Here is a 14,680-nt window from a genome sequence, read left to right as displayed (position 1 = left end):
GTTCATCAGGCTGTAGAGCTTATAGTTCAGTCCCAATCAAATTTATAGAGCACATCAACATTTTGGTATAAACCACTGGTTACCTCTATATAGAGTTGCGACAATAACTGGTAACGAATGGCCACTTCACTAAGTGACTCAAATACCCCAACGCTGTATTTAACTTGCAAGCTAGGCGCAACATAGCCTGAAATTTCTACCTTAGTGCTGTCACCACTTCCTGACGAACTTAAGCTAACATCAGAAAGACCAAACGTTTCACCTACCTTTGACACAACCCCTTCACTTCTACTAACCCCTTGAGAAAGTAATAACTGGGCAAGCATAGCGTTGCTTGATGCTCCCTCCCCCTCTCCTAGGGGCTGTCCATTGAGTAAGTATGCTAAGGTTTGCGCCTGATCCATTGCAGGCTCAGAGAACAGCTTTAGAGTGGGTTCTTTAACATTTCCCGTAAGCGTAACACCAGCTATAACACCATTTGCTGTATTAGCTGGGTTTCTGATTGCTTTAATATTCAAATAGGGATGTTCAATGGAGCCACTAAAGCCCACTTGGCCAGTTCTTATAATTAAATCTTGGCCAAATGCTAAATAAGTGCCATTTATTAAATTAAGCTCACCCGTTGCAATAATTGGAACACCTTGACTCATTTTAATCGCTAAATCACCATCCACTTTAGACTCTAATCCGAACGACTCTACTTTAACGTCATTTTTAACGATCACATTTAAGTCTATGTCGTAGTCAAATGGTACCTTTTCGTTGGTTTCATTTTTTTGATCAACAATAATTTCATCGTCACTAACCTGCACAGCACCTTCTGGAAGCTCTTCAATCGTAATACGACCATAAGGTACAACTACTTCACCCGCTAATTTAAGTGCATTATTGGCTAACCCTATTTTTAAATCTGGCGATATTTTAAAAGTAACGCCTTGCTGTGCGCGCACAAAAAACTGCTCGCCTTTCACATTTACATTTACTTCAGGTTGTTCACCTTGCCAATCAACATCACCGTTTAGCTTTACATTGCCACCTTGATTGTCGTTTATATTGCCTTCTATTGTGGCGGTCGTTTTATCAAATAATATGTTTATATTTGATTTTTGTAGCGCAATAGGAAGCTGTTCACCCTCAAGGTTTATATCGTTTACGTTTAGCTCACCATTTAATAGTGGATCTTTTAACGTACCCGCAAGTGCGACCTTACCGCTAATATCACCTTTTAATTGCTCAAGAGTTTCAAGAAATGGTTGTAAGTCTGAAAGTAATATTTTATCAATATTAATAGTGCCATTAAGCGCCTGCGTATTTTGTATGTCGTCAATATTAATGTATGTATCAATTTTACCTAGTACGCTTGACTCTATATTAGCTTCGAGCTGCCCCTTTTGAGAGTCTGAAAAAGCACTAACACTGAGTGTTTCTATCGGTAATTTAAAGCGATCTTCTTCTGAGGTTAAAACAGTGGTCAAGTCACTTGCATTTAAACTTGCGCGTAATGTTTTAAGAGCGCCTGCATTCCAATTGAGCGCCACATTACCTTTTATATCACCACGGGTGCGAATGTTATCGGGTAAAAAGTGTTTAAGCTCTTCAAGCGCTAAATTGTTTAACTTAGCATTTAACTGGCCTAGCGCTTTAGATTGAGCTAGCGTGTCTATACAAAGCTCGCTTTGCTGAGAAGCCCAGCAGTGCGCACTTACATTAAAATTACCGTTTTGAGAGTTAAACATAACAGCAATATTTTTAGTGTTGCTAAAGCTTAACTTTTTGTCGCTTAGCGTTACATTACTAAACTCACCATTCCAGGTAGCGTTACTAATTTTGCCATTTACTTCAAGCTCTGCACTACCCTGCTCGGCATCTACAGCTGCTGTAAGTTGGTGATCTGTTTTATCGCCGCTAATATCAACTTTTACACTATTAATTTGCTCATCAGCCACAAGCGCCGAGCCAACACTTAACGATACGTCAGTTTGCCAATCAGCGGCTGTATCTAAGTGCCCTTTTACCGTCAGTTTATTTATATTGATTTCATTAAAAATGAAGCTATCAAGTATTAACGCTAAATCGACAGAAGGTGTTAGCCTCTGCCCTCTTACTTTTAAATCAGCGTTGCCATCAGCAATAAAAGGCATATTTGCCTCTTTATTACTTTTAAGTGTTATTTTACCGTCGACTTTCCATGTATCGTCAACTTGGCCGCTAAGTACTAATTTATTCGTGCCACTACTTAAATAAAGGCTGTCGATATTGGCTTTTAATGCATCATCAAGCTGAAAGTTTGACGCAAACTCAAGGGGTACCTCGTTTAATAATCCGCTTAGCTTAGTATCATCCATTTGTAGTTGCCACGAGCCTTCTGCAGCATTGAATGAACCTTTAAATTGCCCTGAAACATCGCTAGTTGCAGCATCTGTCAAATACTGCGCTTTTAGGTTTGAAAGCGAGCCGTTAAAACTCGCTTTAATGCCCTGTTGCCAATCAACATTAGCTTTTATAATCGCACTACTTTCATTAGCTTTAATACTTAATGTTTTAAGCACGGCTTGAGTTAAACCACCAGTCAGCTGAGTATTAAGATTAAGAGCCGGATAAGCACCTAATTGGCTGTTTGCCTGTAAGTTGAGTTGGTAGTCATCAGCATTACCAGTTGCTTTAAGGCTTACATTTTTAACTTTAAGCTCATTACTTTGCGCATCAATAAGCCATTGGTTAATTTTGCCGCTTAGCTCAAATGGGTAATTTTTTTGCTTTAAATTAGCATTCGCTGTTAACGTGAGCGGATATTGGCCACTCGTTTCTAAATGTATAGTTAAGCCAGCTAAATCACCGTTTAACTCTAAGTTTGCTTGGTGCTCGTCACTTTTTAAAGTCACTAAGCCTTTTACAGGCAAGTTACCTAAAAGCTCTGCATCTAATTGGGTATTAAGCTGCCACTGCTCATAGGTAGCTGAAAGCGACTGCAAATTAATCACGGCATCTTCTACACTTAATTGCAGCGAAATGTTTTCGATATTATGCTGCGCATCGCCCTGCTCAATTTTTACCTTTGCGATATCAAGGGCTTCAATGGCCAAATCAATAGGTGATGTAAATTTAATATCAGGAAGTGCTGGTAATTGCGTAAGTGCAGCTTTGTTGCTTTGAGCAGTTTGCGCCTTGGCAGGTTGTTCTTGCTCTTTTAAAGCAACAAGTATACTCGGGATATTTAAGCTTTTTACTGTGAGTTTTGAACCTTCAGCTTTAGCTGATAGTTTAAAGTTATTAACGCTCACATCTGCACTAGGGTGGTTTAATGTAAACTCATTAACCGCTATATTTTTTATTGAAACATTAAAAGGTAAAGTAATTTTTTCAAGGGGCTCAGAGGGTGTTTCATCTTCTGCTTCAACTGTTTTTGGCAAGGTTAATTTAATAGATTTAGCGCTTAAATTATCAACACAGATACCATTACACTGCCACCAAAATAAATCGATTTTTAATTGCTGGGCATTAAAATCTAAACCATTATTTTTAAAACGAACATTAAACGCATCGTTATAAATAAAGCGGCCATCTTTAATTTCTATGTGTAATCCATCAACAACTTTATTTGCCGTATAGGCAATAAATTGATTACCGGGTGCAGTAAATAATAAACAAAATACGCTAATAATTAGCGAAACTAAAATTGCACTTACTGTGGCTGTTATTTTTTTTAGTATTGGCATTAAATTTCTGGCCCTATGGTAATACTCAAACGGGTACTTTTGCTATCTTTAGTTAAGCCCCAAGCGTGATCTATTCGTACAGGGCCCACAGGCGTTAAATATCGAAAACCAAAACCAGCACCCACTTCAAATTCATCTGAAAAATCATTCGTAGCAGTACCACCATCAACAAATAATGCTGCACGCCAATTTTGAGCAAACTGATAGTTGTACTCCATAGTGCCAGCAAGCAAATATTTACCCCCTATTAGTTCACCATCATCATTTTCTGGCGAAATTGACTGATAAGCAAAACCACGAACGCTTTGATCACCGCCGGCATAAAACCGCAGTGAATACGGTACATTATTTATGTCATCAACTAGCATTGCGCCAATGTTTGCCTTAAGAAAAACTAAATGCTTATTAAGGTATGTACGAAGCCATGCATGCTGTAATTGAACCCTCAATAAATTCGTGCTGGAAAGCGCATCATCTAGGCCAAACTCTGCTGATATAAGCCATTGCTCGCCCCAATAAGGAGTCGTTCCGCCTTTTAAACTTTTGCGAGCATAACTAATCCCGGGCATTAACATTTCAGTCGACTCTTCTGGATCATCGCCCAGACGATACGTCTCTTGATCTCTGCGTAAAAACGCTGTTCTTACCCATTTTTCTTCTGTAAGCCACTGCCGTTGTAATTGTGCAGTTAATATCTCACTGTAGACATCATCTGCAAGTTCGTCTTCTAATTTATAACCTACAGAAAAACGCCATAAATCATCATTAGGGTCGTCTACAGGAACGGTGTATGCCATAGAGAGATCTTGCTGCTTTTCGGCAATATTCATATTTGTATCAAGGTAATGGCCATCCTCTGTGATCCAAGGTTTACTCCACTTAAAACGAAACCTAGGCTCACTTTCAGACACACCGCCGCCAATTTCAAAGCTATTTGCAGGTTTAGGTACAACCTCAACTTTGATAGGAACTTGGGCGTTTTTGCGCGCTGTAATATCAGCATAAACACGCACACTAGCAAAATAAGGTGTGCTCGAAAGCTCAAGGTTATAGTCGGCTATGTAAGTTGACTTATAAGGTTGTCCCTGAGTAAATGGTGACAAAGAACGAATATATTTTTCAGCTGGCGTATCACTGGTAATTTCAATACTGCCATATTGATAACGCACACCGGTGTTAATCACAAACGTGACAACGGCACTATTTTTTTTAATTGAAACTTCCAATTTGCGGGCAGGCCATTTAGCATCAAAGTAGCCAAGCTCCAAAAGCATAGATTCTATTTTTTTATACGCTGACTCATAGTCACCATGGTTTAGCACATCACCCTGTTTTAAATTGGTATTTTTAATAAGGGTTTGTAATTGTTTATCGTTCTTCCCTTCACCATTTAATGTAATATTAATGGCGTCTATCCGTGTTGCAGGACCACGCTCAATTTTTACAACGAGTTCACTATCGTCTTTATCAAATTCAACCTCAACTGTTGGGCTGTAGTAACCCAGTGCTTTTATGCTGTTTTGTACCTGGCTTTTAGCATAACGTTGAAGGGTTCTTGTTGGTTTTTCACCTTTAAGCTGCTTTAGGTATAGCGCTACGTTTTTTTCTAAATCACCATTTATGCCTTTAATTTTGTAGTCTTCGATGACTCTTTCTGCCGCATAGGAATTTGCAGTCATAAAAACAATGGTAATGCACATGCAACGTAAAAACTTAATAAACAAGCAAATATCCTTACTCTTATATACTACTTAAAACGAGCTAATGTGGCGCATATTAACATAGCCATAATGAGCAACACATTAACTTAATGACAAACTCAGTTTAAATATGAAATGTGAAGAAGATAAAATTAGTACGCGTTAAGACAATATTTTAGTTACAATAGTGCCAACGAACACAAAATTATTTTTAGATGAGTTTTTAATGCAATTTCCAGATGACGAAAACGGCCAGCTGTTAGCCGAAATAGCCGCTGCAGGCGTCGATTTAAGCAAAATGCAGCAAATCGACTTTTTCATTTTATTTGAGCAACAAGCCGATGCTGATAAGTTTGCTAAAGATATTGTTTCTGATGCATTAGTACAAACCGCTGACGTCGAAAAATGCAAAGACACTGGCGTTTGGGAAGTAATCACTCATGTACAAATGGTACCAGAGCACACATTACTAGGCCAAGCTGAACAGTACCTAGAAAGTATAGCGAATGGCTATAACGGTTACGGTGACGGCTGGGGATTAATGGACGAAGACGCCGCTTAATATATTAAAAATCAGTTAAGTTTAACGACTTAACTGATTTGCCTTTCTAAAACTCCCCTTATAACCAAATAGCTTATCTGCTACTTTCCAACCATATTTTTTACTTTTTCGCGCAATCACAAAGTCAGGGGGCACCAAGTCTAACTGCGCTTTAATTACCTGTTCTGCTGCTTTAAAGTCTGTTGGTTTTTGTCCATGCGCAAGCCGTTTGCCAAATTGTTTATTAAAGATAAACTGACCTCCTTTACTGGCAAGGTTATAAACTTCATCACAACTAGTGCCGTCTTCGTCAAAATAAGTAACTTTGATTAGCTCGTCTTTAAGTTGAGTTACTGTTAGCCCACTACAACGAAGCACTAATGCATCTTTTAAGTTTAGCGCATTACGCAACTTGTCGTCAGGATCAGCCATTATAGCGCCGCAGTCGTGGCATTTTCGAGCAGCAATATCGTTTTGCGCACCACATTCCTCACACTCTTTAAATCTAAAACGATAATCGCACTGCTCTTTGCTACCTTCATCATCTTCTAATAACCCTTGGCAACGTCTACCAAAATGCTCAACAACTTTGCCAGCAGAGTTCGTTTTACCCCAAAATATATTAGCAAACCCACAACCTGGACAAAGTACTTGTACAGGTTCATTATCGCTGTCGCCTTTTTTATCCCCTACTTCAGGGTGAAATAAATTAAAACCATTTCCGGCATAATCAATCACTAAGCAATCGGTTTTAGATTCTGATAATCGTAAGCCCCGACCTACAATTTGTTGGTATAAGCTTACAGACTCTGTAGGACGCAAGATAGCAATAAAATCTACATGTGGCGCATCAAAGCCGGTTGTTAACACAGAAACATTAACCAAATACTTTAACGTTTTACTTTTAAACGCAGAAATGATTTTATCGCGTTCAATATTAGGCGTATCGCCTGTAATTAGCGCGCTTTGGGCTGCTGGTAAGTAGCTTAATATTTCTTGGGCGTGCATAACTGTTGCCGCAAAAACCATCACACCTTTGCGCTGTTCGCTATATTCAATCACTTGTTTCAGAATAGCCTGAGTTGCTCGCTCGTTACTTTTTAAAAGCGCGTTCATATCATTGGCAGTGTATTGACCAAACACATTCGTCTCTAGAGACGAAAAATCGTAATGGTTAATCGCAGCATCAACTTCATTTGGTGGGGTTAAATAGTTATTTTTAATCATGTACCTAAGCGGTAATTCAAATATACAGCATTTAAATGGGCTTTCTGTAGTACCTTTAACAAAACCATGATAATGGTGATGGTATATCCACCCCATGCCTAAACGATAAGGCGTAGCCGTTAAACCCAATATTTTTAAATGCGGGTTATACGACTGTAATGCACTTATAACTTTACCGTATTGGCTTTTTTTATCACCATTCACCCTGTGGCATTCATCAATGATAAGTAAAGAATAATGCTCATTGAGTTTATCCAAATTACGTGAAAGTGACTGCACACTAGCAAAAGTGACTTGATGGGTTAAAGATTTTTCTTTTAAACCTGCGGAGAATATACTCGCCTCTAAACCAAAACTTTTATATTTTTGTGAATTTTGCTCTACAAGTTCTTTAACATGAGCAAGGACCAATATTTTTTGTTTAGCTATACGGGCAAGCTCAGCGATGACTAAACTTTTACCTGCACCTGTTGGCAACACAATAACTGCGGGATCATTGGTTTTTCTAAAATGAACAACGGTGCGTTCAACAGCCTCTTGCTGATAGGGTCTAAGTTTATAGCTCATGGGAAAATAATTGGATTTGAATAAGAATACTTTATCTAATAACGGATGACGTTTTTTAGCTTTATTTAAATTATTGACAGGAAATAAAAAGAGAAGCTGCGCCTCTCTTTTATATTGTTAAGCTAGGTGTTTTTGTAAATCAACATTTTCAAACGCTTTTGGGCGGCGGCCACGGCCAGTCCACTCAATGATTTCACCATCAACTTCAATGCGATATTTAGCTTTAACTTTAGTGCGCTTATCTGCGGATGTGTCTTGTAAATCTTCTAACGTAAGTCCTTTTTCTTTTAAAAGATCCAAAACTTCCTGTTTTGCTTTTTGCTGTTGGGTATATTTTGAAATTGCATCAGTAACTAATTGTTGTGCTTTTTCAAGTTCAGTTAAGGATGCAGTCTTTATAAAAGCTCGAACTTCTTTCATTTATATCTCTTTAAATTTATAAACATAACAAAATAAGTATAGATACTTTAATTTAAAATAACTATGACAAAGAATAAAGATTTAAAAAATAAGAAATTGCTATTACTAAAATTAATACACAAAATAACTAAAAAACTCTCAACTTTTTTAAAAGCAAAATTGATATAAACTGTTAACTAAATTAAAGCTACATTTCCTTTGGAGAAATTTTTATTTGCCAACAAAACAGTTCATTATTTACATTGAATGCTGCAATAGACATTTTCATATTTTTAAGCTTTGCAGCTTCAAATTTTTCGTAAATTTCATCTTCACTAAATGCAACAGAAGTTTGATCTAATAACCTTTCAATTTGTTGTCTTAAAGCATTTTGTAAGCTATTTAATTTTGTTTTACTCGTTTGATCAATATTTAGCATTATCTTTGATACTTTAGACATTATATCTGCAAACCAGAGCTTTTCTTCATCATTGGATATATTTAAGCTCTGAATTTTTTGAATCACTTCTTTATTTTGTGTCTGAAATAACTCAATATGACCTTGAAGCTTCAAAGTTACTAAGCTTTCAAGTTCATTTAATATGTTGTTTTCCAACATCCAATTAAGTATTTTCAAACCGCTTTTGCAATCGTTGGTTATAACTGAATCAGGGTGATGCATCATTAATATAATTTCACCATCTTTATTAAGCACTCTACGTGCCTCATTTAAAGAGTGTGACCAATTAGAATACTCAAAACCGAATTGGCTAACTAATATATCAAAATACTCATTTGGATAAGGTAGATTTTCTAATGAAGTATTAAACTGAAACTTAACTTTATTAATAGCACTATTAATTTCGTCAACATCACTGGTAATTTTTAACTCATCAATGTTTGCTAAGTCGCAGCCATACACCGAGCCAGATAAGTTTTTTCTTTTTAAAAGGCATTGTAGCCAGATTGCTAAAGCTCCCTTACCGGTTGCTAAATCAAGATAAACAGCACCTTCTCCTTTTTCTAATACAACGTCATCCCAAAAGTTTAACACTTCTTCTGGGTAACCTAGGGCTGTATTTGCATCACCAAAACTAGATAAAGCTTTTGTAAGGTCCCAGTAATGATCCCAGTGCATTTTATTTTCTCCAAAAAAAAGAGTGACTCAAGAGTCACTCTTTGTAATATCTAAACTAAAAACTTAGAAAGACTGTTTAAAGTTTAAGTACATTGTACGACCAAAACCTGAGTAAAGGTTAAAGTTGTAGTCACGACCATCGTATCCGAAAAGTGGTGGCTGCTTGCCAAATGCATTTTGTGCACCGAAGCTCACTTTACCGTTCCAAGGTGTGTTGTACGCTACTTGTAAATCATGAGTTACCCATGAAGGAATGTGACCTTCACACTCACCGTCTGCAGTAATGTCTTCACACTGGCTATCAATAAGGTTTAGATTCCAAGTGAAATCAAAATCAGAAATAGAGTAAACGTTAGATAGGTTTAAACGCATTTGCGGTACACCTGGATCATCAACGAAGTTACGACCGCCATCTGTGCTGTAATCTACAATATGAGATAGGTTGAAGTTAGTTCTTAAAGTACCAGCATCACCAAATTCAAACATTGAGTTAGCTTTAAAATCGATACCTGAAGTTTCTAAGCTACCATCGTTACCAAAACCGCGAACAAGACTAGTAATCGCACCGTTTGGTGAACGAGATACAGTGAACGCATCTGGCACAGAGTCACCACGTAAACGTGCATCAATGATAGCTTGAGCTCCGAAAGCACGGATTCGGTTAGTGATTTCAATGTTGTAGTAATCAAGTTCTACAGAAATAGCATCTGTTACTTGGTAAACAACACCTAGTGAGTATTGATCAGACTGCTCTGAACCTAAGTCAGGGTTAGCAATAACTGTAGCATTGATTTGTGAAGAACAATTTGCAGCTTCACCAATTGCCAAACATGTAGCTTCATCAGAAACTGAATCAGCTGATTCAGAAGGCTGTTGAGTTAGGTCTGGTAATGAAGGAGCGCGGAAACCTTTACCCCATGATGCACGAAGTACTAGGTCATCAATTGGGTTGTAACGTGCTGACACTTTAGGTGAGAAATCTGAACCATAGTCAGAGTAATCATCGTAACGACCGGCAAAGTTAAGCTCAAACTCTTCAGTTACTGGAACTAATGTTTCAAAGAATAAACCACGAACTGAACGTGCACCACCTGCACTGCTACCTGAAGAACCACCTACTTGGCCTGCTGCAGAAAGTGAATCATATACGTCAGCATAATCTTCTGAACGGTATTCAAAACCTACGAATGCTTGAATTGCACCAGCGTCAGTTTCCATAAGGTCAAACGCAGCATTTGCATAAAACTCTTCTTGGTTAAACTTACCTGTACGTGAAGTAGTTACCGTCATTGCGCCTCTAACTTCTTCAGATGCACCGAACGGGTCGTTAAGCATGTAAGTACCGTCGTTGATGTATTGACGAGCAATACTACGAAGGATGTAACCTGTACCTACGTTATGGCTTTCGTTAATTGTTTTGCGAACACCTGTTTCAACAGAAACATCACCAATCATACCTTTAGCGCCAAAACCGATATCTTTAAGCTCTGTAGATAAATTGTTGTCACGATTACCTAACGCAGCAAAACGATGCCAGAAATCTAGACCTTGCTGTTCCATTTCTAGAGAAGCATCGTAGATTGGGCTGTTAGGGTTAGTTGGGTTGTTAGGGCTATCTGCACTGATAAATACTGTATCAGGTGATGAATCGTAAGCTGTTGTATCAAGACCAGGTGCGTAACGACCAAATGATTTAGTTTGTGCGATGTTGATGTCTGTGTAAATACTCCAGTCATCGTTCACATCGTATGTAGCTTTAACGAAAGCTGAGCGGTTTTTGATTGACGCTTCATCAGCAGATACTGCTGCGAAGTTAAAACCACAACGTGCGCCAATGCGGTAGAAGTTTTCATTACCTACGCCTTCACATGTAGCTTCTGGAGAGAAGAAATCAAAATTACTTGCTCTTTCACCATCTGTAGTTGTGAATGTTGTGAAGTTGTTTGAATAAACTGAACCACCTGGGCTGTACCATGGGAAGTCACGAGCGTAAACAATGTCACGACCACTCCAAGATGCACCAGCAAGTACACGAGAGTTGTCTGAAGAAGCACCGAAAAGTACAGAACCATTTTCACGGTCGCCGCCTTCATGCTCAATACGGCCAGAACCTAAAGTAACTTCTGCACCATTAAAGTCTTTACGTAAAATTACGTTAATTACACCACCGATAGCATCTGAACCGTAAAGTGCAGAAGCACCATCAGTAAGGATTTCAACACGCTCAACAGCTGCCATTGGGATTGAGTTCAAATCCTGGCTTGAACCAGTAAGAGTTGACTTAGGTAAACGACGGCCATCTACTAAAACTAGAGAACGGTCAGAACCTAAACCACGTAAGCTTACCGTAGTAGCGCCCTGAGCAGAACTACCAGACTGCGGACGGAACGAACCCAGACTGTTAAATGTAGTATTACGTAATAAATCAGCTACTGAAGTTTCACCACTAAGCTCGATTGCAGTACGGTCGATAACTGTTACTGGTAAATCACCAGCCATATCAACACGTTTGATACGTGAACCAGTTACTTCAATACGCTCAACTTTTTCTGCAGAATCTTCTTCTGCAGCAAAAGAACTTGCTGAAAATGCAGCTGTAGATGCTGCGCCAAAAGCGATCGCTAAGCGAACTGCTTTTGAAACTTTGTTATTTAACATTTGATTCTCCCAGGAATACATTTATTAATTATAATTTTTTCAGTCTAGCGGTACAAAACGTATTGAGTACCCCAATCACTGTGCCTTCAATGATAATACTAGTGAAAGAGCAAGGTCAACAAGGAATTAACGTTGCGTTAATAATTAATTACTAAAAAGAGCTAAACGTAAATTACATCAAAAAAAAATAAATCTTAAACTATTGTTAATTAACAAATAAATACACAATCTAAATTTAGTGCATTAACAGTTTGTTGCTTTTTTCACTTCAAATTAAAATATTTACTTTTGTAAGTTTTGTAGTTCAACGCAAATTTAATAAGCAAAGAGCTTAAAAATCAGGCAGAAAAAGCTGACCGAGGTTGTTTTTTTTATTATCTATCACTAAGGCATCAAATATTGCTGCAGATATCGGAACCAGCTGTCTCTGTTGGTATAATGGGTAATTAAGTGCATTTTTTCCATTAAATATTTCTGCCCCTGACATCGCATAAACATACTCTATAATTTGCCCGCGCCTTACTTCAAAGTCAGGATGTTCTGCCTTGTGTTTTTTTACCGCTTGTACATGTGGTGGAATATTTTTTTCGTAATCGTTTAGATTTCTACCAAGGCGTTTTTTGTAAACAAGCTTTTGATCAAACTCACCGGCAAAAAGTCGCTTAGTATAATCTTTTACTATTTCGTCAAGTTGGGCAATTTCAAACTGTGAATCAAACAAAGCCTCAAATAGCTCTTTTTGAAACTCTTGGGCAAATTCAGTCCAATCACTTCTCACGGTTTCCATACCTTTAAAGACGATTTTAGATTCATCACCTTTTACTATTTTACCAACGTAACGTTTTTTAGAGCCCGTTTTTTTATCGCGAATTGTAGGCATAAAAAAGGGACTGTAATGGGTTTCAAATTCAATTTCTAAATAGCTTTTTAAATTAAAATGCTTCGCTATATGCCGCTCCCACTGATGATTAATATGAGTCATCAATTCATTACCAATTTTATTGCAGCATTGGGCAGTTAAGCTCTCATCCACTTTTACAAAAATTGAGTCTGTATCACCATAAATAACACTGTACCCAAGCTCCTCCATCCATTTACGCGTCGTTTGCATAATTTCATGGCCGCGCAGTGTAATAGAACTTGATAAACGAGGATCATAAAATCGACATCCCTTGGAACCAAGTACACCATATAAGCTGTTCATAATAATTTTAATTGCTTGCGATAACATTGGTTGGTTGGTGTCTTTGGCGTTTTGGCGGGTTTTAGTTAGGTATTCAATTAGCTTTGGTAAATGATGCTCACTACGAGAAAACACTGCATTATTAAAGCCTTGTATTGCATCATTAGGGGCATTTAACCCTTTTATTAATCCTAGAGGGTCAATACAAAAAGTGCGCATAATAGAGGGGTATAAACTTTTAAAATCTAAAACCAGAATATTTTTATAAAGCCCAGGCAATGAGTCCATCACGTAACCACCAGGGCTGTCAAAAGACAAACCATGGTCCCCTAAATTAGGGGCTACATAACCACTGCGGTGCAGCAAGGGTAAATATAAATTAGTAAAAGCAGCTACAGAGCCCCCCATTCGCTCAAGCTCTAGACCTGTTAACTGTGTGCGAACAATTGCAAACTCATATAAATTTAATTTTGTGAAAATACGATTAACTAGAATACAGTCTTGGCGGTTGTAAGCCGCTAGAGTCAGTTTATCTTCATTAAATTGACGAATAATTTCGCCTAACCGGTTGTCTGATTGAATTAGCTTGGCTTCACCTAATACTTTTTCGGCAATGTTCCCTAAAGAGTAATTATCAAAGTGATAAGTCGCATTTTTTAAAGTGTCAATTCCATCAACAACACATCTTCCCGGCAACGTAAGGCGAGTATAGTGCCCCGTATTGATATTAATTGGTTGGCTATCTCTGCCCAATTTAAGGGAAATTCCAAGCGCTTCGGCACGGGCATTAAGTACTGTAAAATCAAACTCTATTACATTCCACCCAATAATAATGTCGGGATCATTACTACTTAAATAAATATGTAACTTTGTAAGTAACTCAAGCTCATCTAAACACCAGTCAATGTTGATTTGTTCACTATGATTGTGTGGTTCGCCAATCATTAAAACGCAATCAAGTCCATTACCAACAAGACCTATTGAAAACAGCACGCCTTCCCCGTCACATTCAATATCTAATGACAGCGACTTAAGCTTGGGTGTGTAATCTGTATTTGCTTTCAACTTTGCGTTTTGTATAAGTAAAAAGCCGTTTTTTTGACTAACATCTCCAGTAACCCAAACACCACCTCTAATAAAGCGCTCCATTAAAAAGCGATCGCTGTGGCGAATATCACCCTCGTAAATAGTTATGGTGTTTTCAAATAATGTTCGTGCCTTATAAAGACTGCTGGTATTGTTAAAATAGCAGGCAACACAGGCTTTGCCGTTAAAGTGACTCATTTCAATTGTTTTAAAATTAACACTTATACGTGCGCTATCTAATAACTGCTGGGCATGTTGCTGTTGTTCTTGTGAAATAAAAAACACAGCTTGCTGATTTTCAATAACAACTTTAATTGGGCCGTGATCGGATGCAAGCCAATAGCATAGTGTGATCCCCTCACTATGTTTAGACGAATATTGTTGCCTTGATAAAATAAAGCCCTGATAGATTGCTTGTGTCAATGCACGATCCCACTTAATATACACACTGTAATTATATACATA

General features: G+C 37.9%; 8 protein-coding genes. 1 reads left to right on the top strand and 7 read right to left on the bottom strand.

The features are described 5' to 3' along the window. Window positions 1-26: 26 nt before the first annotated feature. Both tamB and AC27JL_RS15110 read right to left on the bottom strand, forming a co-directional pair. The gene (gene tamB / locus AC27JL_RS15115; protein WP_487195967.1) at window positions 27-3,716 is read right to left on the bottom strand and encodes an autotransporter assembly complex protein TamB; all 3,690 of its coding nucleotides are present in this window, start codon (window positions 3,714-3,716) and stop codon (window positions 27-29) included. Further along, window positions 3,716-5,440: an autotransporter assembly complex protein TamA gene (locus AC27JL_RS15110; RefSeq protein WP_487195965.1), complete on the bottom strand. Its 1,725-nt coding sequence runs from the start codon at window positions 5,438-5,440 to the stop codon at window positions 3,716-3,718. The genes tamB and AC27JL_RS15110 overlap by 1 nt, the downstream gene beginning before the upstream one ends. 202 nt (window positions 5,441-5,642) lie before the next feature. On the opposite strand from AC27JL_RS15110, the gene AC27JL_RS15105 reads away from it, so the two are divergent. Further along, the gene (locus tag AC27JL_RS15105) at window positions 5,643-5,978 is read left to right on the top strand and encodes a ribonuclease E inhibitor RraB (protein ID WP_008129315.1); all 336 of its coding nucleotides are present in this window, start codon (window positions 5,643-5,645) and stop codon (window positions 5,976-5,978) included. Between the two features lie 21 nt (window positions 5,979-5,999). On the opposite strand, the gene radD is transcribed toward AC27JL_RS15105, so the two are convergent. The 5 genes from radD to AC27JL_RS15080 all read right to left on the bottom strand — a co-directional run bounded on the left by radD (window position 6,000) and on the right by AC27JL_RS15080 (window position 14,638). Beyond that, entirely contained in the window at window positions 6,000-7,751 is a 1,752-nt protein-coding gene (gene radD / locus AC27JL_RS15100; RefSeq protein ID WP_487195964.1) for a DNA repair helicase RadD, read from the bottom strand. A gap of 117 nt (window positions 7,752-7,868) precedes the next feature. Then, window positions 7,869-8,171, bottom strand: a complete 303-nt coding sequence (locus tag AC27JL_RS15095; RefSeq protein ID WP_006794071.1) for an H-NS family nucleoid-associated regulatory protein — start codon at window positions 8,169-8,171, stop codon at window positions 7,869-7,871. 187 nt (window positions 8,172-8,358) lie between these two features. Continuing rightward, the gene (locus AC27JL_RS15090; RefSeq protein WP_487195963.1) at window positions 8,359-9,288 is read right to left on the bottom strand and encodes a class I SAM-dependent methyltransferase; all 930 of its coding nucleotides are present in this window, start codon (window positions 9,286-9,288) and stop codon (window positions 8,359-8,361) included. A gap of 63 nt (window positions 9,289-9,351) precedes the next feature. Continuing rightward, window positions 9,352-11,946, bottom strand: coding sequence for a TonB-dependent receptor (locus AC27JL_RS15085; RefSeq protein WP_082652822.1), 2,595 nt, complete (start codon window positions 11,944-11,946; stop codon window positions 9,352-9,354). Window positions 11,947-12,277: 331 nt separating this feature from the next. Further along, a complete protein-coding gene (locus AC27JL_RS15080; RefSeq protein ID WP_487195962.1) occupies window positions 12,278-14,638 on the bottom strand; it encodes a DNA polymerase II in 2,361 nt (786 codons plus the stop codon). Between the last annotated feature and the right edge of the window lie 42 nt (window positions 14,639-14,680).

Source organism: Pseudoalteromonas sp. 4NS20-0020 (assembly GCF_057554385.1).
This window is presented reverse-complemented; position numbering and strand designations above follow the sequence as displayed.

What these genes read in the sequence shown, in the direction of transcription:
- AC27JL_RS15095 (WP_006794071.1), bottom strand. Translation starts at nt 8,171, where the DNA reads ATGAAAGAAGTTCGAGCTTTTATAAAGACTGCATCCTTAACTGAACTT.
- AC27JL_RS15090 (WP_487195963.1), bottom strand. Translation starts at nt 9,288, where the DNA reads ATGCACTGGGATCATTACTGGGACCTTACAAAAGCTTTATCTAGTTTT.
- AC27JL_RS15085 (WP_082652822.1), bottom strand. Translation starts at nt 11,946, where the DNA reads ATGTTAAATAACAAAGTTTCAAAAGCAGTTCGCTTAGCGATCGCTTTT.
- radD (WP_487195964.1), bottom strand. Translation starts at nt 7,751, where the DNA reads ATGAGCTATAAACTTAGACCCTATCAGCAAGAGGCTGTTGAACGCACC.
- AC27JL_RS15105 (WP_008129315.1), top strand. Translation starts at nt 5,643, where the DNA reads ATGCAATTTCCAGATGACGAAAACGGCCAGCTGTTAGCCGAAATAGCC.
- tamB (WP_487195967.1), bottom strand. Translation starts at nt 3,716, where the DNA reads ATGCCAATACTAAAAAAAATAACAGCCACAGTAAGTGCAATTTTAGTT.